Origin of the sequence: Acinetobacter sp. SFB, assembly GCF_001647545.1 — a bacterium.
In the GTDB taxonomy this organism is placed as follows: domain Bacteria; phylum Pseudomonadota; class Gammaproteobacteria; order Pseudomonadales; family Moraxellaceae; genus Acinetobacter.
This window is the reverse complement of sequence record NZ_LSZH01000014.1, coordinates 31346-49976: the sequence shown is the minus strand read 5'-3', so window position 1 is coordinate 49976 and position 18631 is coordinate 31346. Positions and strand designations below refer to the sequence as shown.

Below are 18631 nucleotides of genomic sequence, written 5' to 3'. Positions count from 1 at the left end.
ATGGGTCAGAAGGTTCATCCAATCGGTATCCGCCTAGGTGTTGTGAAACGTCATAACGCTAACTGGTATGCGAGTCCGAAACAATACGCTGAATATTTGCTTAAAGATCTTCAAGTTCGTGAGTTTTTGAACAAAAAACTTAAAAACGCGATGATCAGCAAAATTCTTATCGAACGTCCTACAGGCGCTGCTAAAATTACCATTAGCACTGCTCGTCCAGGTATCGTTATCGGTAAAAAAGGCGAAGATATTGAGAAATTACAACGCGAATTAACATCTATTATGGGTGTTCCTGCGCAAGTAAGCATCAACGAAATCGATCGCCCAGATTTAGACGCTCGTTTGGTTGCTGAAGCTATCGCTTCTCAACTAGAAAAACGTGTAATGTTCCGTCGTGCTATGAAGCGTGCGGTTCAAAACTCTATGCGTTCTGGTGCTAAAGGCATCAAAGTTGAAGTTTCTGGTCGTTTAGGTGGTGCAGAGATTGCCCGTACTGAATGGTATCGTGAAGGTCGTGTACCTTTGCATACACTTCGTGCTGACATCGACTACTCATCTGTACGTGCTGAAACTACTTACGGTACGATTGGTGTTAAAGTTTGGGTATTCCGTGGCGAGATCTTAGGTGGCATGAAACAAGTCATGAACCCTGCTCCTGCTGAAGAACGTCCAGCTAAACGCGGTCGCGGTCGTGGTGAAGGTCAAGAGCGTCGTGGTCGTCGCAATGATCGTTCTGCTGAAAAAGGAGAATAATCCATGTTGCAACCTAAACGTACTAAGTTCCGCAAGGTACAAAAAGGCCGTAACACTGGTCTAGCGCATCGTGGTAGCACTGTATCTTTCGGTACTATTGGGCTTAAATCTCTCGAGCGTGGTCAAATGACTGCTCGTCAAATTGAAGCTGCGCGTCGTACAATTAGCCGTCGTGTAAAACGTGGTGGTAAGATCTTTATCCGTGTTTTCCCAGACAAACCAATTACTGAAAAACCATTAGAAGTTCGTATGGGTAAAGGTAAAGGTTCTGTGGAATACTGGGTTTGCCAAATCAAACCAGGTAAGATCTTGTACGAAATGGATGGTGTTAGCGAAGAATTGGCACGTGAAGCGTTTACGCTTGCAGCTGCTAAGCTTCCGTTTAAAACCACTATCGTTACTAAGACGGTGATGTAATGAAAACTAATGATCTACGTGAAAAGTCGGTAGAAGAGTTGACAGCTTTGCTTGATGAGCAACAGCTTAACCAATTCCGTCTTCGTATGGCTAAGGCAACTGGTCAATTGGGTAAATCGCATGAAGTTGCGCTTACTCGTAAGACTATTGCTCGTATTAAGACACTCCTTACCGAAAAACAGGGGAACGGACAATGAGTGAACAAACAGTTCGCACGTTAACCGGCAAAGTCGTAAGCGACAAAATGGATAAGTCTATTGTTGTGCTTATTGAACGCCGCGTTCAACACCCGTTGTATGGCAAATCAATCCGCCGTTCAACTAAATTACACGCTCATGATGAGAACAATGTTGCTAAAACCGGCGACTTGGTAACCATTAAAGAAAGCCGCCCAATTTCTAAAACTAAAGCTTGGGCTTTAGTGGAAGTTATTGAAGCAGCTGCTGAGTAATTAGACGTTCTTGTTGCATCATCGGTTGATTTCGAGTACTCTTTGAGCCTTTCGAAATTGTAACCGGTGATGCTCGGTTTTGGAGTAGGGCAATGATTCAAACCGAAAGTATGCTCGACGTAGCAGACAACAGTGGTGCTCGCCGCGTACAATGTATTAAAGTACTAGGTGGTTCACACCGTCGTTATGCTTCTGTTGGCGATATTATTAAAGTTACTGTAAAAGAAGCTATTCCTCGCGGTCGTGTTAAAAAAGGCGACGTGATGAATGCTGTAGTTGTACGTACGAAGTTCGGTGTACGTCGTCCAGATGGTTCTATCATCCGTTTTGATGACAATGCTGCTGTGATTTTGAACAACAACAAAGCGCCGATTGCAACTCGTATTTTCGGACCAGTGACTCGTGAACTTCGTACTGAACAGTTCATGAAAATCATTTCATTGGCTCCTGAAGTTCTATAAGAGGCACTCATGGCTAAGATTAAAAAAGGCGATCAAATTATTGTGATCGCAGGTAAAGAAAAAGGCAATCAGGGAACTGTTCTGTCTGTTTCAAATGATCGTGTTAAGGTTGAAGGCCTTAACTTGGTTAAGAAGCATCAAAAGCCGAACCGAGCTACTGGTGTTGAAGGCAGCATCGTAACTCAGGAAGCGACGCTTCATATCTCAAACGTGGCAGTTTTTAATGCTACAACCCAAAAGGCTGACCGTGTTGGTTACCAATTTGATGCTGAAGGCGTGAAAACTCGCGTATTCAAATCAAATGGTGAATCAGTGGCGGTAGCGAAGTAATAGGTTGATATAGGCCATGGCCAGACTTAAAACACGTTACAACGAAGAACTTAAAGCTCAATTGCTAGAAACATTGGGCGTTAAGAATGTGATGGAAATTCCACGCATTACAAAAATTACCATCAACATGGGTGTTGGTGCTGCATCAGCTGACAAGAAATTGTTAGATGGCGCTCTTTCTGATATGCAAGCAATTGCTGGTCAAAAACCAGTACTTACTTTAGCTCGCAAATCTATCGCTGGTTTTAAAATCCGTGATGGTTGGCCGATTGGTTGTAAAGTTACTTTACGCGGCGAACGTATGTACGAATTCTTAGACCGTTTGATCTCTATTGCGATCCCTCGTATCCGTGACTTTCGTGGTTTTTCTGCGAAATCATTTGACGGTCGTGGGAACTACTCAATGGGTTTGAAGGAACAGATCATGTTCCCTGAAATCGATTTTGATAAGATTGATCGTATTCGTGGTATGGATATTACCGTTACTACGACTGCTCGCACCGATGACGAAGGCCGTGCGCTATTGCGTGCATTCGGCTTCCCGTTTAAATAAGAGGTCGATATGGCTAAGAAAGGTATGATTAATCGCGAATTGAAACGCGAAAAAACTGTTGCTAAATACGCTGCAAAACGTGCTGAATTAAAAGCTGTTATTGCAAACGTAAATGCATCAGATGAAGAACGTTTCGAAGCGATGATGAAATTTCAGGCATTACCACGTAATGCGTCTCCAGTACGTCTTCGTAACCGTTGTGGTTTAACTGGTCGTCCTCATGGTTACTTCCGTAAGTTCGGCTTAAGCCGTAACAAATTACGTGAAACTGTCATGCAAGGTGATGTACCGGGCATGGTTAAGGCAAGCTGGTAAGGAGCGACTATAATGAGTATGCAAGATACCGTTGCCGACATGTTAACCCGTGTTCGTAACGCACAAATGGCTAAGAAACAAACTGTTTCTATGCCTAACTCTAAGTTGAAGGTTGCTATTGCTAACGTTCTTCAACAAGAGGGTTACATTTCTAACGTAGAAGTTGCTGATGCTGAAGGCAAAGCAACTTTAACAATTACGTTAAAATATTTTGAAGGCAAACCAGTTATCGAAACTGTGAAACGCGTAAGCCGTCCAGGTCTACGTCAGTATCGCGGTAAAGATGCACTTCCAAGCGTTAAGCAAGGTTTAGGTATTGCAATTGTTTCTACAAGCAAAGGCATCATGACTGATCGCGCAGCACGTTCTGCTGGTATCGGTGGTGAAGTTATTGCTTTTGTTTCTTAATAGGTGAATCCTCATGTCTCGTGTGGCTAAAGCCCCAGTAACTGTGCCTAACGGCGTTACAGTTACTCAGAACGGCCGGCAGGTCGAAGTGAAAGGCAATAAAGGTACATTGTCTTTCAACCTGCATGCGCTGGTCGAGCTAAAACAGGAAGAAGGTCAGCTTCATATTGCTCCAGTTAAAGAGTCTAAAGATTCTTGGATGCAAGCTGGTACAGCTCGCGCTGTTCTTAACAACCTTGTGAAAGGTGTTAACGAAGGCTTCGAACGTAAGTTACAACTAATCGGTGTTGGTTATAAAGCTGCGGTTAAAGGTGACGTTGTTCATCTTAACCTAGGTTTTTCACACCCTATCGATTATAAACTTCCTGAAGGTGTGACTGCTGAAACTCCAACTGCTACTGAAATCGTTTTGAAATCAGCAAGCAAACATATGTTGGGTCAAGTAGCTGCAGATATCCGTTCATATCGTGAACCAGAGCCTTATAAAGGTAAAGGTGTTCGTTATTCGGATGAAGTTGTTCTTCGTAAAGAAGCTAAGAAGAAATAGGGCGCGAGGTTCTTATGAACGAAAAGAAACAATCCCGTTTGCGTCGTGCGAAAAGCACACGCTTGCACATCCGTGCATTGGGTGCGACTCGCTTGTGTGTAAACCGCACTCCGCGTCACATCTATGCTCAAGTTATTTCAGCAGATGGTGGCAAAGTTTTAGCGCAAGCTTCAACTTTAGATGCTACTTTACGTGCTGGCACAACTGGTAACGTTGAAGCAGCTCAGAAAGTAGGTGCTTTAATCGCAGAACGTGCTAAAGCAGCTGGTGTAACAAAAGTTGCATTTGACCGTTCTGGTTTTAAATATCATGGTCGTATCAAAGCCTTGGCTGATGCTGCTCGTGAAAACGGCTTGGAGTTCTAATCATGGCTAAAGTTGAACAAAACGAAGGTCTTGTTGAAAAGCTGGTTGCCGTTGATCGTGTAGCCAAAGTTGTTAAGGGTGGTCGTATCTTCTCTTTCACAGCATTAACTGTTGTGGGTGATGGTAATGGTCGCGTAGGTTTTGGTCGTGGTAAAGCACGTGAAGTTCCAGCTGCTATTTCTAAAGCACTTGAAGCTGCACGTCGCAACATGATTACTGTTGATCTTGTTAACGGTACTGTACAACACCCTATTAATGCTCGTCACGGTGCAAGCCGCGTTTACATGCAACCTGCTTCTGAAGGTACTGGTGTAATTGCTGGTGGTGCTATGCGTGCAGTTCTAGAAGCTGTTGGCGTACATAACGTATTGACGAAATGCTATGGTTCTACAAATGCTGCTAACGTAGTTAACGCAACTTTTAAAGGTTTGCGTGATATGACTTCTCCTGAGAAAGTCGCTGCGAAACGTGGTTTATCTGTAGCACAAATTCAAGGGTAATCAATCATGAAAACGATTAAAGTTACCCAGACTAAATCTTCATCGCATCGCTTGAAAAATCACAAGCTTAGCCTTCAAGGTTTAGGTCTGCGTCGTATTGGTCATACAGTAGAAGTTGTTGATACTCCTTCTAACCGCGGTATGATCAACCAAGTCTACTATATGGTTAGTGTAGAGGAGTAAACCATGACTCTGCGTTTAAATACAATTGCACCTGCAGAAGGTGCTAAACGTGACAACCTTCGTGTAGGCCGTGGTATCGGTTCTGGCGTTGGTAAGACTGGTGGCCGTGGTGTCAAAGGTCAGAACTCACGTAAGAGCGGTGGTACTCGTCCAGGATTTGAAGGTGGTCAAACTGCGTTATATCGTCGTTTGCCTAAATTCGGTTTTACTAGCCAACTCGCTTTAAAAACTGCTGAAGTACGTTTATCAGAGCTTGCTAAAGTTGAAGGTGATATTGTTTCACTTGAAACTCTTAAAGCAGCGAATGTTGTACGTAGAGATATGACTCGTGCTCGTATCGTACTTTCTGGTGATATTACTCGTGCATTCACTATTCAAGGTGTTGCATTGACTAAAGGCGCTAAAGCAGCTGTTGAAGCTGCTGGCGGCAAAGTCGAGGAGTAATCGCTAGTGTCTATGTCTCCTAGTTCTTCAGGTCATGTTAACATGATGAAAGGGCAGCCGTTTCATGTGAAATATCGTGAAATTATTCGCCGAATGATGTTCCTTATTGGCGCATTAATGGTCTTTCGACTAGGAGCACATATTCCAGTACCAGGCATTAATAATGCTGCACTCGAAAATTTGTTTAATGCAAACCAAGGTACGATCCTTGGTTTGTTTAACATGTTTTCAGGTGGTGCATTAGAGCGGATGTCAATTCTTGCTTTAGGGATCATGCCTTACATTTCTGCTTCAATTATTGTGCAGTTAATGTCTACGGTTATTCCTTCGCTGGAAGCTTTAAAGAAAGAAGGCGAGCAAGGTAAGCGTAAGATTAATCAATATACGCGACAAGGTACATTGTTGCTTGCACTTGTGCAGTCTGTAGGGATGTGTGCAGGACTTATTAGTCAAGGGATCACTTTGACTGGAGGCCTGGCTTTTTATATTCCTGCTGTGACTTCACTGGTCGCGGGTACGATGTTCTTGATGTGGTTGGGTGAGCAAATTACTGAACGTGGAGTTGGGAATGGTATTTCCATGATCATCTTTGCGGGTATTGTTGCTGGATTGCCTAATTTAGTTATGCAATCTTTATCATCAGTAGATAATGGTCAAACAAGTCTTATTGGCTTGGCAATCTTTGGTTTGTTATCTATAGGTGTATTGGCAGCTATTGTGTTTATTGAAAAAGCACAACGTCGCATACCAGTCAATTACGCTCAAAAACAACAAGGTCGTCGTGTATTTACTGCACAGCAGACACATTTGCCATTAAAAATTAATATGGCGGGTGTTATCCCGGCAATTTTTGCCAGTTCATTGCTTTTGTTCCCAGCGAGCTTAGGTCAATGGGTGGGTAGTGCTGATCCTAGTGCAAATATTATCAAGCGTAGCCTACAAGATTTGGCACTCGTATTGTCGCCTGGACAGCCGTTGTATTTGGTGCTCTTTGGTGCGTTAATTATCTTTTTCTGTTACTTCTATACTGCGCTAGTCTTTAGCCCTAAAGAAGTGTCAGAGAACTTGAAACGCAGCGGAGCTTATGTGCCTGGTATTCGTCCAGGTGAGCAAACTGCTCGTTACTTAGATCATATTCTCAATCGTTTGACCTTTATTGGCGCGATTTATATCACAGTGATTTGTTTAATGCCGATGGTATTACAGAGCTCATTTGGTATTCCATTCTCTTTGGGTGGTACCTCTTTGCTGATCGTTGTGGTAGTCGTGATGGACTTTATGGCTCAGCTACAAGCACATCTCACCTCGCATCAATACGATAATCAAACGTTAATGAGAAAAACGACTGCTCATCCTAAGGGATAAGCGCACTTGAGGTTTCATCATGAAAGTACAAGCTTCTGTTAAAAAAATTTGTGGTAGCTGTAAAGTTATCCGTCGTAATGGGGTTATCCGCGTGATTTGTAGCGCAGAACCTCGTCATAAACAGCGTCAAGGTTAATCTGATCTAGACCTGTTGATTTCAGTAGGCGAATTGGGTTAATATCCGCCCCTCAAGGTTTTTGTCGGGCGGTTGATTATCTCTACTGCCTTTTTGGAGAAAGTGAATGGCTCGTATTGCCGGTGTAAACATTCCGGATAACAAGCATGCTGTTATCTCCCTCACGTATATCTTTGGTATCGGCCGCCACACTGCTAAGAACATCTTAGCTGCTGTTGGTATTCCAACTACTACTAAGATCCGTGAATTGGATGATGCTCAGCTTGATGCGATTCGTGCAGAAATTACCAAGGTTCCGACCGAAGGTGATTTACGTCGCGAAATTTCCATGAACATTAAACGTTTAATGGATTTAGGCTGCTATCGTGGTCTTCGTCATCGTCGCAGCTTGCCTGTCCGTGGACAACGCACCAAAACTAACGCACGTACCCGTAAAGGTCCGCGCAAACCTATTAAGAAATAAGATTTCTGGAAGCTAAAAGATGGCTAAAGATACTCGCGCACGCAAGAAGGTCACCCGTACCGTCTCTGAAGGTGTTGCACACATTCACGCTTCTTTTAATAACACCATTGTTACTATTACCGATCGTCAAGGTAATGCATTGGCTTGGGCCACTTCAGGTGGACAAGGCTTCCGTGGATCACGTAAATCAACTCCGTTTGCTGCTCAGGTAGCTGCTGAAGTTGCTGGTAAAGCTGCTTTAGATTACGGTTTGAAAAACTTGGACGTCCTTGTAAAAGGTCCTGGTCCTGGTCGTGAATCTGCGGTTCGTGCTTTAGGTGCAGTGGGTTATAAAATTAACAGCATTACCGATGTGACGCCAATCCCGCACAACGGTTGTCGTCCACCTAAAAAACGTCGCGTGTAAGGAGAAACATTCATGGCTCGTTATATTGGTCCAAAATGCAAACTCTCTCGCCGCGAAGGGACAGACCTGCAACTTAAATCAGGCGTTAAACCGTTTGACGTTAAGACAAAAAAACATGCGAAAGCTCCTGGCCAACACGGTGGAGCTCGTGGTAGTAAACAATCTGAGTACTCACTACAATTACGTGAAAAACAAAAAGTACGTCGTACGTATGGTGTGTTAGAACGTCAATTTAGTAATTACTATAAAGAAGCTGCTCGTGTTAAAGGCGCAACAGGTGAAAACTTGTTGAAATTGCTAGAAAGCCGTATTGATAACGTCGTTTATCGCATGGGTTTTGGTTCTACACGTGCAGAAGCTCGTCAGCTTGTATCTCACCGTTCAATCACTTTAAATGGTCGTCGCGTTAACATCGCTTCAATCCAAGTTAAAGCGGGCGACGTGGTTGCAGTTCACGAAGGTGCTAAACAACAATTGCGTATTAAAGGCGCAATCGAGTTAGCTACTCAACGTGGTATGCCTTCTTGGATGGAAGTTGACCATTCTAAGTTGGAAGGTACGTTTAAAGCTGCACCGGATCGTTCTGATTTACCTGCTGAAATCAATGAAAGCTTGATTGTAGAATTGTATTCTAAATAATCCCTTGAGGTAGCAATAATGACGCGTACTGCAAATGAGTTTCTAACTCCGCAAGCGATCAAGGTCGAAGCGGCTAGCGGGACCTCGGCAAAAGTGATTCTAGAACCCTTAGAGCGTGGCTTTGGTCATACTTTGGGTAATGCTTTACGTCGTATCCTTCTTTCTTCTTTACCTGGCGCTGCTGTGGTTGAAGTTGAAATAGAAGGGGTTGAGCACGAGTACAGTACCTTGGAAGGCTTGCAGCAGGACATCGTCGAGCTCTTGCTGAACCTAAAAGGATTGTCGATTAAGCTGTTCGATCAAAACGAAGCATATTTGACATTAGAAAAACAAGGTCCTGGCGACGTAACAGCCGCTGATCTTCGTTTACCTCATAATGTTGAAGTGGTAAACCCTGAGCATTTGATTGGCACGTTAAGTGCTTCAGGCTCATTAAAAATGCGCCTGAAAGTTTCTCAAGGCCGTGGTTATGAGACTTCTGACTCACGTTTCCCAGAAGGCGAAACTCGCCCAGTGGGTCGTTTACAGTTAGATGCTTCTTATAGCCCGATCAAACGCGTGTCTTACACAGTTGAAAATGCTCGTGTAGAACAACGTACTGACCTTGATAAATTGATCATTGATCTTGAAACCAATGGTACAGTTGATCCAGAAGAAGCAATCCGCAAAGCGGCAACAATCTTGCAACAACAAATTGCAATCTTTGTTGATCTTCAGAAAGATCAAGCTCCTGTTGCTCAAGAGCCTCGCGAAGAAGTGGATCCAATCTTGCTTCGTCCAGTAGATGATCTAGAGCTTACTGTTCGTTCTGCTAACTGTTTGAAAGCAGAAAATATTTACTACATCGGTGACTTGGTTCAACGTACTGAAGTTGAGTTGTTAAAAACTCCTAACTTAGGTAAAAAATCGTTAACTGAAATCAAAGATGTTCTGGCATCGAAAAGCTTGCAATTGGGTATGCGTTTAGAGAACTGGCCACCGGCTAGCCTCCGCATGGACGATCGCTTTGCTTATCGTAGCCGTTAATTAAGTAGGACTATCACCATGCGTCATCGTAATAGTGGTGTGAAATTAGGCCGTACAAGCAGTCATCGTAAAGCGATGTTCCAAAACATGGCTAATTCTTTGTTCGAACATGAGTTAATTAAAACTACTGTTCCTAAAGCAAAAGAATTACGTCGTGTTGCTGAGCCTTTAATCACTTTATCTAAAGTCGATTCTGTAGCAAACCGTCGTTTGGCGTTTGCTCGTACTCGTTCAGCTGCAACTGTAGGTAAATTATTTACAGTTCTTGGCCCTCGTTACAAAGAACGTAACGGCGGCTATCTACGTGTTCTTAAAGCGGGCTTCCGTGCAGGTGATGCTGCACCGATGGCTTACGTTGAGCTAGTAGATCGCGAAGTTAAATAATTTCGCAAAAAAAGAACTTCAGTTGTTCGAAAAAAGACCGGTGTTTCACCGGTCTTTTTTTATGTCTGATGATTTTCCTTATTAGACAATTTTAGATTTTGTCCTGAAATGATATATTTTTCGTCAAATTTATTTAAACTTGACATTGTGTATTGTCAAATTTATGGTTTAATAAAATAAAGTTCAACAAGGTCATAAAAAGAACATGGAAAAGCACATTGATATTTTGATTGTGGGTGCAGGTATTTCAGGTATTGGTCTAGCTGCACATCTTTCGAAGAATTGTCCACAACGTCAATTTGATATTATTGAACGTCGCGAAAGTTTTGGCGGGACGTGGGATTTATTCAAATATCCCGGGATTCGTTCGGACTCTGATATGTCAACTTTTGGCTTTAATTTTAAGCCATGGCAAAAGGCCAATGTTCTTGCAGATGGAGCCTCTATTAAAGGTTACTTATCAGAAGTCGTTGATGAATATAATTTAAAAAATAAAATTCATTTTAAGCACCGCGTATTATCTGCGAATTATGATTCCTCTCTCAGTAAGTGGGTGGTACAAATTGAAGATGCACATCAAAAAAAACAGACCTGGATGGCCAACTTTGTATTAGGCTGTACTGGTTATTATAACTATGACCATGGTTTCCAGCCGAATTTTCCAAACCAAGCCGCATTTAAAGGTCAGCTCATTCATCCGCAATATTGGCCAGAAAATTTCGATTATAAAGATAAAAAAGTGGTGATTATTGGCAGTGGTGCAACTGCCATCACACTGGTACCTGCAATGGCAAAAGGTGGGGCGGCGCATGTCACCATGTTGCAACGCTCACCGACCTATATTGCTTCTATTCCATCGGTTGATTTTGTCTATGACAAAATGCGCAAAGTCCTGCCTGAAGATTTAGCTTATAAACTGACCCGAGCCCGAAATATTGGAATGCAACGTGGTATTTATGCGCTTGCTCAAAAGCAGCCGAAATTGCTGCGTAGATTATTACTCAAATCAATCGAGATGCAGCTCAAGGGCAAAGTGGATATGAAGCACTTTACCCCAAGCTATAACCCTTGGGATCAACGTCTTTGTGTGGTGCCGGATGGAGATTTATTCAAAGTTTTACGCTCAGGTAAAGCAAGTGTGGAAACGGATCAAATTGAAAAATTTACTGAAAATGGGATTCAGCTGAAATCAGGTCAACATTTGGATGCCGACATTATTGTCTCTGCGACAGGCCTGGAAATTCAAATTTTAGGCGGTATTAAAGCCACCATCGATGGCAAGCCGATGGATACTTCTAAACATATGTTATATCAAGGAATTATGGTCAGCGATGTACCGAATATGGCGATGATTATTGGTTATATCAATGCATCCTGGACGCTTAAAGTGGATATTGCAGCAGAATATATTTGTCGCATGATTAACTATATGGACAAGAATGGTTATGACCAAGTGATTGCCCAAGGAGATCAGACTGAATTGATGGAAGACACCGTCATGGGTAGCTTATCTTCAGGTTATATTGCACGCGCAGCGGATGTGATGCCGAAACAGGGTAAACATGCGCCTTGGAACGTGACCAATAATTATCTGGCTGATCGAAAAGTGCTAAAAAATGCCAGATTTGACGATAGCGTACTTAAGTTTCAAAAGCATAATGCACAGGTTTCAGCTAAACCTAAATTAGTGTCTTAATTTAAAGGGTATATAAAAAAGGAGCTTTAGCTCCTCTTTTTAATTTATTTTGGTTGAATTAATCTAGAGGGAACGGGAGATTAATTCTTTCATGATCTCATTGGTGCCTGCATAGATCCGGTTGGCACGGTTATCGATATAAGCTCGTGCAATCGGATATTCCATCATGTAGCCATAGCCGCCATGCAATTGCAGACATTCATCAACCACTTTAGAGAACATCTCGGAAATTTTGTATTTCGCAGCGGCAGCTGCATCAATGCCAAGTGTCTCTTCAAGCTGTAATTCCATGCAGCGGTCTAAATAAGCCCGACAGAAATCTATTTCAGTACGCAATTCGGCCAGCTTAAAACGCGTATTTTGAAAAGCACTGATCGGTTTGCCAAAGGCTTGACGCTCTTTAGTGTATTTAACAGTGTGCGCGAATGCAGCTTCTGCACCAGCTTGGCAAATGATCGCAACCAGCATGCGTTCCCAGGCCAACTCTTTCATCAGCATCATAAAACCCATGCCTTCCATACCGAGCAGATTTTCTTTAGGTACGCGGACATTATCGAAGAACAATTCACAGGTATCTTGTCCTTTCATGCCAATCTTGTTGAGCGGCTTTCCTTTACTAAAACCTGCCCGATCCGCCTCAACCATCAGTAATGATAAATTGGCAGAACCTTTATCTGCACTGCCGGTTTTGCAGACCACAATAGTCATATCGCATAAATAGCCATTGGTGATAAAGATTTTTGAACCATTAATCACATAATCTTCACCATCCAGCACCGCAGTAGTACGTACTGCTTGCAGGTCTGATCCTGTTCCCGGTTCAGTCATGGCAATAGCGGTAACGACATCTCCGGTTGCCATTTTCGGTAACCATTTTAATTTTTGGCTTTCATTGCCGAAATTATTTAAGTAGTTGGCAACAATATCCGAATGCAGGGAAAAGCCGGTAGAGGAATCCATGGCATAAGCCTGTTCCTCAATCAGAATCATGCTGTAAAGACGGTCTACGCCTGAACCGCCATATTCTTCCGGCATGGTGGCGCAGAGTAGCCCCATTGCACCGGCTTTTTTCCATAAATCCCGGTCGACATGCTGTTGCTGCTCATATTTTTCTATATTTGGCACCACTTCTTTTTCATAAAACTTACGTACGGTTTCACGAAATGCCTCATGCTCTGCTGTGAATAAATTGCGCGCTAACATATTGGCTAAGGGGCGGATTGCAGCTGATTGCATTTTTATTTTGTCCATTTTTCAAATTCATTGTTTTATACAAAGTAAAAGATCTATCAGCAGGCAGCAATGTGCTGAATGCTCAAATATTTGCACTAAATGATGAATTTGGTCAATTGCAGCAAATGAGTCGAAACATACGACACTGATAGGGTAAACTAGCAAAAATTTGACACTAGTGGGGAATGCTATGAGCGAAGAAATGAGCTTGGAAGAACGTAAAGTAATTTATCGTGCCCGTCGTGGTTTAAAAGAAATTGATGTGTACTTTGATCCCTACGTAAAAAATTATTATTTGAAGGCCGATGCTGCGGAAAAAGAAGTGTTTGCAGAGTTAGTGGCACAAGAAGATCCAGATTTGCTGGATTGGTTTATGGAAGTGTCTGAACCCCCACGTCCTGAAATGAAAGATTTGATTGTTAAGTTGAAACATTACATCCATGGCTAACCGATCTTTTCAACTGAAACGCAGCCGCTTGGCCTTTGTGTTTCAGTTGATCATTTTTACCCTTATCATTGTCTTTTTGCAGCAACTGTTGTCGCCATGGCTATGGTTGATTTGTGTTCTGCTGGGTGTACTGGCTTATGCCTATGGGTTAAAAGCACCTCAACCCATGTGTTTTGAACATTTGGAGGCGCGAGAATGGTCACTCACAAGTGTCAAGTCTGAACAGATTAAACGCGTTTCGATTAGTCATATTATTGATCATCAACTTTATATTGTGGTTTATTTCCAACATTTTCAGGAAAAACCGTTACTGATTTGGATTGATCAATTGCCGTTAAAACAATGGAAAGCATTAAAGAAATTGGCTAAATTGATTTGATTGTTAGACAATTGAATCTTTAAAATTATAATTAAAATATTAATAATCAAATATATGGAAAATTTCAACTGATCTTTGTAAGACAGGTTGAATATAAAATTAAGAAATATGCTTATTGTCAGACAACTTTTCTTGTTAATTATTTGTGCTAAATGTACATTAAATCTACCAACAGCAATTTAGGAAATCATGATGGTGATTCCAACTTGGATGTTTCTGGTGGTAGCGATTGTTTTGGCAATTGTTATTGGACGACTAGGAACGGTGCTGAAGGATCGATTTGCACAACATGAAAGCCGTTAGGCTTTTACCCCTTAATAAGTAGCATGTGTCGAACCGTCGCAATGCTACTTTTTTTTGCCCAAAAATTATAACTTCATTGAATCCAGTCAATTTTCCCAACTTCATTTCATGGCAAAGTAGCTGATCTGATTAGAGTAAATGCTCTTTTATTCAGATTTCGCATCTGATATGTTTAGTTGCTATGGACATAAACACAATTATAGAGGACAGGAAAATGTCGAGAGTCCAAAAAATATGCCAGGGTATGGCAGTTATTGCAGTTGCAAGTTCTTTATTATCAGGTTGTTCTCATGTGGTTAAATCAGGGGCAAATATTGCACTCGGTTTTAGTGAGAAACATATTGTACCGCCTATTTTAGCGATGGATGATGCTGATATGGCGTGTAATTCGGGGAGTGCATTGACCCCAGCCATTATGTCAACCAAGGATATGGGTGCAGATCCGACCCGTATTGCCGTACTTTTATATGCTTCATCTGGAATTTGCGCTGAAAATCAGGCGCTCGAAGCAGAATTGCGCTATTTACGTGCCTCTAAAGCGGGGCAGGTTTCAGAAGCCCAAGATGCGCGTATACAACAAAAACGCTGGGCGGCGATTGCTGCGCAACGTCAATACGCAGGTTATCAGCTTCTGGAAAGTCGTTGGGAAGCAAAATATAACAAGAAACTGGGCGACGGTTGCCCGAAAATGAAGAGTGATCTGGATCAAACCGTTTATTTGATGGGGATGATTAGCGGTTTGCAAGCCATGACCAATGACATTAATTCTGGTGGTGCAATTAATGTTCCGAAAGATATTGCTGCAGTGGTTGAACGTGGCATGGAATGTATAGACAATGCCAAATTCTGGGGTGCGCCAAATGCAGCACGTGCTGTGATTTGGACACTATTGCCCGGTGCCGGTGATGGCAAACCTGATCCATATCAAACCTTAAAAGAATCTGTGCAATTGGGTGAACAAAAAGGGGTACGTCTATCCCATGCCTTATATGCTGTTGCTGCGCAAGCCAGTGGTGATGATGCCAAAATTCGTGAGGCACTGAAAACATTTGCCGCTTCACGTTCAGAAGAAAAACCGGTGAATCCACAGTTTAAGCTAGTGGATAGCATGGCGAAGAATATGGTACAGGGTATTTCAGACCGATACTGGACTGAACATACCGGTATTCGTAGCAGCGATGATGGTATGCAGCGCTTCTGGGATGATCAAGATAACAGCGCAGAACTCGATGATTTATTTAACGAAGATGTAACTGCTACATCCTAAGCTGAGTTCGGTTAAAAGAGGATTTTCATTGACCTGAATGGCTGATTTTAATCTTGGATAAGTCATTTTTAAACAGAGGGCATGCCAATGAAAGACCAATTTCTCATGCAGAAAATTGTTTTTATTGCAATCGTGATGTCAGTTTCGGCATGCCTTCAAGTTTTTGCGGATTCATTTATCTATTGGCAAGCAAGCCTATTTCAGGAATTTTGGCGATTATGGACGGCGCATTGGGTTCATGTGGGCTGGATTCATTATGTGCTGAATATAGTGGCTTTTGCTTGTTTACCCTTCATTTTCCCAAGGGTTAGAATTTGGCATTTTGTTGCCTTACTGCTGTTATTGCCCTTATTTATTAGTCTTTGTTTCTACTATTTATTTCCTGATATTGAAGCTTATGCAGGCCTCTCTGGGGTGTTACATGGTGCCTATGTCACGGTTGCATGCGTACATTTATTGTATAAAAAAGAACGAAATTTCGCAGCATTTGTCTTGTTTCTTATTCTGGGCAAATTGATTTGGGAAAATACTATCGGCAGTGTAGGGACGGCTAAATTGATTGGCAGTCCGGTCTTGGTTGAGGCACATTTATTAGGGGTGATTGGGGGAGTGATTATCGCGATGTTATATATTTTATGGGATTATTTCTTTGAATAATGATCATATTGACATTTAAAACATAAAAGAAAATGCATATTGTCATTTTTATTAATACAGAATTGATGCAAATTTGTTCATAACAATAAAGAGATTGAATAGAGAAAGGATATTGTCTATTCGAAAAAGGAAAATTGGTATTGCTGAAGCTGTGGTAATGACCAAAATAAAAAATAGGAATGCACATGCAAAATGATGAAAATAACAGATCAGGATTAGGTCTGCTACGTTATATATGGACAGAGTGGATATCGACTTTTGTCGTTCTTGTCTTACTTTTGCTGACTTTGGTTATTGGTACCGGTGAAATGATTCACGGGCAGCTGTTACGGATGGGTGAACGTCTGTATGGTGATCCGGCTACAGGCATGCAATATTCATTTCTACGTGCTGAGCCGAGTTCACCCACATGTGAACGCACTGTCAATGTCGATAACAAAGTCCAGCAGCAGATGAAGACCGATGCAGCCGATGAGTATGCTGATTTTTTCGGCGTACGTTCAGAAGCTGATGTTCGTGCCGCGATATTACAGGCTCAGCAGGTTTGTGAAGAATCTTATCAGTTTTATGATAAAGCGATTGCCCATACTCAGGCGCATCCAAGTATTCGCGCATATCGTACGTTTGAAACCTCTTTCTTTGGCATATTCAAGTTTGGTACTGAAAACCGTGCCCTGTTACTGGTCATCATGGTGGTATTCGCAGCAATCAGTGCAACCTTGAAAACCCATCATATTGGTTTGCGTAGTCCTGTAACGCGTATTGACTTTAAGGTCTATTCGATAGCAATGCTGATCGCGAATGCTTTCTTGGCATTCTCATCTTATAGCCAATATATGTCGATGCTGAATTCTGGCGTCCCGATCGGTGAAATGAAGTATATTTACTGGTTGTGGATGATTCTGTTCAGTACGCTGACCTTGATCAGCTTGTATCAAATATTCAGGCAGCCGAAGCCGACACAAGAGGGTGGTAGCTTTGGGCTGGCCTTTCTCAGTGTGCCGCTCTATGGCTATATGGCCATAATAACCGGGATTAATTTCACTTTCTTGATGGATTACCCCATGGGCCAGGGAATTTACCTGGGTCAATTGGTCGAGTTTTCCAGTATTTTCTTGAACCTGGCACTGTTTATTTGGGCAGGTATGTTACTGAAACAAACCCGTGTCGTGGATATGTTCCTGAATATTCTGCGTCCATGGAATCTGGCACCTGAAACCTTGACCTGGTTGATCTTGGTGGCGGCGGCATTACCCACAGCCTATACAGGAGCATCGGGAATTTTCGTGATCGCAGCAGGTGCGATTATTTATAAGGAAGTCTGGAATGCAGGGGGGCGGCGTCAGTTTGCACTGGCAGCAACAGCCATGTCCGGTTCTCTTGGTGTGGTATTACGTCCATGTTTATTGATTGTCGTGGTTGCTTCTTTGAATAAGGAAGTCACGACTGACTTGCTGTATCACTATGGCGCGTATGTATTCCTCATCACTTCCACTTTATTCCTTATCATTTCGCTGTTTCTGGCCGAAACTAAATTCCGTATAGCAGCGCCAAGGGTAGCAGCGCCTCAATCTGCCCGTGCTTTGGTTGCCATTGTGCCTTATATCGTAATTTTCATCTTGATCTGGTTGTTCTACAAATATGCATTGTCGACCGATCTGAATGAATTTACTGCACCTGTGATGATGCCGGTTATTCTGTTACTGGTGGTGCTTTTTGATAAGTTACGTCACGAACCTGCACCTTTACCACCTGTGGGACATTGGGATGAAACCTTGACAGCTCAACTGAATCCGGGATTCACGCCTGCACTGGCAACGACGGGTACAGCCGCGAATGTCGAATACCGTGAAGCAGAGCATAGTGCGCAGCAGAGCAAAGAATTGGCAGTTGATCATGGGGTAAAACGCTCTACCTATGGAGAAAGTCTGCGAAATGTCGGCTTCTGGAAATCCCTGCATATCTCCACCAGTGAAACTGTAGGACACATTGGTGCCTTGGTGATCCTGATGGCGCTTTCTGTCAGCGTAGGCGGATTACTGGAGCGCATGCAAGTCATGGACGCTTTCCCGACGGATATCAGTAGCACCATTCTGGTGATTACTTTAATTGTCGGGCTAATGGTCTTTGTGGGCATGATTATGGACCCCTTCGGCGCAGTCATCTTGATTTCTGCTACGGTGGCTCCAGTGGCCTATCAATACGGTATTCATCCGGTACATTTCTGGATGATTACCCTGATTGGTTTTGAGCTTGGTTATGTCACACCGCCGGTAGCGCTGAATCATCTTCTGGCCCGGCAGTCTATTGGCGATGCCGAGGTAGCTGAAGCGGATGCAGAAGTTCGTCATTTATCCTTCTACTATCGCTATGAGCGCTGGATTTTACCGATGATCGTGTTGCTACCTGCCATGCTGATCATCGCCTATCTTCCTTATATATTTAAGCTGTTTGGCTGGTATCAATAATTTTTAAGCCGTTAAAAAAGCACCTTCGGGTGCT

At 42.7% G+C, this 18631-nt stretch carries 27 protein-coding genes and 1 pseudogene; 27 read left to right on the top strand and 1 reads right to left on the bottom strand.

Going from position 1 to position 18631, the window contains the following annotated elements; genetic code table 11:
- From rpsC to AY606_RS11390, 22 genes and pseudogenes are all read left to right on the top strand, one after another.
- Positions 1 to 817: pseudogene (gene rpsC, locus AY606_RS11495) on the top strand (30S ribosomal protein S3).
- Entirely contained in the window at positions 757 to 1170 is a 414-nt protein-coding gene (rplP, locus tag AY606_RS11490) for a 50S ribosomal protein L16 (protein ID WP_067868565.1), read from the top strand. The pseudogene rpsC and the gene rplP overlap by 61 nt, the downstream one beginning before the upstream one ends.
- Positions 1170 to 1367, top strand: coding sequence for a 50S ribosomal protein L29 (gene rpmC, locus AY606_RS11485; RefSeq protein ID WP_005012982.1), 198 nt, complete (start codon positions 1170 to 1172; stop codon positions 1365 to 1367). Before rplP ends, rpmC begins: the two co-directional genes overlap by 1 nt.
- The gene (gene rpsQ / locus AY606_RS11480; RefSeq protein ID WP_067726647.1) at positions 1364 to 1621 is read left to right on the top strand and encodes a 30S ribosomal protein S17; all 258 of its coding nucleotides are present in this window, start codon (positions 1364 to 1366) and stop codon (positions 1619 to 1621) included. The genes rpmC and rpsQ overlap by 4 nt, the downstream gene beginning before the upstream one ends.
- Before the next feature lie 92 nt (positions 1622 to 1713).
- Positions 1714 to 2082 (top strand): 50S ribosomal protein L14, encoded by a 369-nt coding sequence (rplN, locus tag AY606_RS11475; protein WP_004650480.1) that lies wholly within the window; start codon positions 1714 to 1716, stop codon positions 2080 to 2082.
- Between the two features lie 9 nt (positions 2083 to 2091).
- Positions 2092 to 2412 (top strand): 50S ribosomal protein L24, encoded by a 321-nt coding sequence (gene rplX, locus AY606_RS11470; protein WP_067868562.1) that lies wholly within the window; start codon positions 2092 to 2094, stop codon positions 2410 to 2412.
- 16 nt (positions 2413 to 2428) lie between these two features.
- Positions 2429 to 2965: a 50S ribosomal protein L5 gene (gene rplE, locus AY606_RS11465; protein WP_067726643.1), complete on the top strand. Its 537-nt coding sequence runs from the start codon at positions 2429 to 2431 to the stop codon at positions 2963 to 2965.
- 9 nt (positions 2966 to 2974) lie between these two features.
- The gene (rpsN, locus tag AY606_RS11460; protein ID WP_067868559.1) at positions 2975 to 3280 is read left to right on the top strand and encodes a 30S ribosomal protein S14; all 306 of its coding nucleotides are present in this window, start codon (positions 2975 to 2977) and stop codon (positions 3278 to 3280) included.
- 12 nt (positions 3281 to 3292) lie between these two features.
- Positions 3293 to 3688, top strand: coding sequence for a 30S ribosomal protein S8 (rpsH, locus tag AY606_RS11455; protein WP_067726639.1), 396 nt, complete (start codon positions 3293 to 3295; stop codon positions 3686 to 3688).
- Positions 3689 to 3701: 13 nt separating this feature from the next.
- Positions 3702 to 4235 (top strand): 50S ribosomal protein L6, encoded by a 534-nt coding sequence (gene rplF, locus AY606_RS11450; RefSeq protein WP_067868556.1) that lies wholly within the window; start codon positions 3702 to 3704, stop codon positions 4233 to 4235.
- 14 nt (positions 4236 to 4249) lie between these two features.
- Positions 4250 to 4600, top strand: a complete 351-nt coding sequence (rplR, locus tag AY606_RS11445; RefSeq protein ID WP_004281497.1) for a 50S ribosomal protein L18 — start codon at positions 4250 to 4252, stop codon at positions 4598 to 4600.
- A 2-nt stretch (positions 4601 to 4602) separates the two neighbouring features.
- Positions 4603 to 5100 (top strand): 30S ribosomal protein S5, encoded by a 498-nt coding sequence (gene rpsE / locus AY606_RS11440; protein ID WP_067726635.1) that lies wholly within the window; start codon positions 4603 to 4605, stop codon positions 5098 to 5100.
- Between the two features lie 6 nt (positions 5101 to 5106).
- Positions 5107 to 5283, top strand: a complete 177-nt coding sequence (gene rpmD / locus AY606_RS11435) for a 50S ribosomal protein L30 (protein WP_067726633.1) — start codon at positions 5107 to 5109, stop codon at positions 5281 to 5283.
- A 3-nt stretch (positions 5284 to 5286) separates the two neighbouring features.
- Positions 5287 to 5727, top strand: coding sequence for a 50S ribosomal protein L15 (rplO, locus tag AY606_RS11430; protein WP_067868554.1), 441 nt, complete (start codon positions 5287 to 5289; stop codon positions 5725 to 5727).
- A gap of 45 nt (positions 5728 to 5772) precedes the next feature.
- Complete coding sequence (secY, locus tag AY606_RS11425; protein ID WP_171255409.1) at positions 5773 to 7092, top strand: preprotein translocase subunit SecY; 1320 nt, start codon at positions 5773 to 5775, stop codon at positions 7090 to 7092.
- Between the two features lie 19 nt (positions 7093 to 7111).
- Positions 7112 to 7228 carry a 50S ribosomal protein L36 gene (rpmJ, locus tag AY606_RS11420; RefSeq protein ID WP_000867907.1) on the top strand — a complete coding sequence of 39 codons (117 nt, stop codon included), beginning with the start codon at positions 7112 to 7114 and terminating at the stop codon, positions 7226 to 7228.
- A gap of 106 nt (positions 7229 to 7334) precedes the next feature.
- On the top strand, positions 7335 to 7691 hold the full coding sequence (gene rpsM / locus AY606_RS11415) for a 30S ribosomal protein S13 (protein ID WP_053579520.1): 357 nt from the start codon (positions 7335 to 7337) through the stop codon (positions 7689 to 7691).
- A gap of 19 nt (positions 7692 to 7710) precedes the next feature.
- Positions 7711 to 8097, top strand: a complete 387-nt coding sequence (rpsK, locus tag AY606_RS11410) for a 30S ribosomal protein S11 (protein WP_004281491.1) — start codon at positions 7711 to 7713, stop codon at positions 8095 to 8097.
- A gap of 12 nt (positions 8098 to 8109) precedes the next feature.
- Entirely contained in the window at positions 8110 to 8736 is a 627-nt protein-coding gene (gene rpsD, locus AY606_RS11405) for a 30S ribosomal protein S4 (RefSeq protein ID WP_067868547.1), read from the top strand.
- An 18-nt stretch (positions 8737 to 8754) separates the two neighbouring features.
- Positions 8755 to 9762 carry a DNA-directed RNA polymerase subunit alpha gene (locus tag AY606_RS11400; RefSeq protein ID WP_067868544.1) on the top strand — a complete coding sequence of 336 codons (1008 nt, stop codon included), beginning with the start codon at positions 8755 to 8757 and terminating at the stop codon, positions 9760 to 9762.
- 18 nt (positions 9763 to 9780) lie between these two features.
- Positions 9781 to 10146: a 50S ribosomal protein L17 gene (rplQ, locus tag AY606_RS11395; RefSeq protein WP_067868541.1), complete on the top strand. Its 366-nt coding sequence runs from the start codon at positions 9781 to 9783 to the stop codon at positions 10144 to 10146.
- A gap of 205 nt (positions 10147 to 10351) precedes the next feature.
- Positions 10352 to 11842 (top strand): flavin-containing monooxygenase, encoded by a 1491-nt coding sequence (locus AY606_RS11390; protein ID WP_067868538.1) that lies wholly within the window; start codon positions 10352 to 10354, stop codon positions 11840 to 11842.
- A gap of 63 nt (positions 11843 to 11905) precedes the next feature.
- On the opposite strand, the gene AY606_RS11385 is transcribed toward AY606_RS11390, so the two are convergent.
- Entirely contained in the window at positions 11906 to 13078 is a 1173-nt protein-coding gene (locus tag AY606_RS11385; RefSeq protein WP_067869023.1) for an acyl-CoA dehydrogenase family protein, read from the bottom strand.
- Positions 13079 to 13265: 187 nt separating this feature from the next.
- Between AY606_RS11385 and AY606_RS11380 the strand changes: the two genes are divergently transcribed.
- From AY606_RS11380 to AY606_RS11360, 5 genes are all read left to right on the top strand, one after another.
- Positions 13266 to 13523, top strand: coding sequence for an FAD assembly factor SdhE (locus AY606_RS11380; protein ID WP_067868535.1), 258 nt, complete (start codon positions 13266 to 13268; stop codon positions 13521 to 13523).
- Complete coding sequence (locus AY606_RS11375; RefSeq protein WP_067868533.1) at positions 13516 to 13902, top strand: hypothetical protein; 387 nt, start codon at positions 13516 to 13518, stop codon at positions 13900 to 13902. Before AY606_RS11380 ends, AY606_RS11375 begins: the two co-directional genes overlap by 8 nt.
- 517 nt (positions 13903 to 14419) lie before the next feature.
- Positions 14420 to 15472: a hypothetical protein gene (locus AY606_RS11370; RefSeq protein ID WP_067868530.1), complete on the top strand. Its 1053-nt coding sequence runs from the start codon at positions 14420 to 14422 to the stop codon at positions 15470 to 15472.
- 87 nt (positions 15473 to 15559) lie between these two features.
- The gene (gene rrtA, locus AY606_RS11365) at positions 15560 to 16129 is read left to right on the top strand and encodes a rhombosortase (RefSeq protein ID WP_067868527.1); all 570 of its coding nucleotides are present in this window, start codon (positions 15560 to 15562) and stop codon (positions 16127 to 16129) included.
- Between the two features lie 185 nt (positions 16130 to 16314).
- Complete coding sequence (locus AY606_RS11360; protein ID WP_067868524.1) at positions 16315 to 18597, top strand: TRAP transporter large permease subunit; 2283 nt, start codon at positions 16315 to 16317, stop codon at positions 18595 to 18597.
- Positions 18598 to 18631 lie beyond the last annotated feature (34 nt).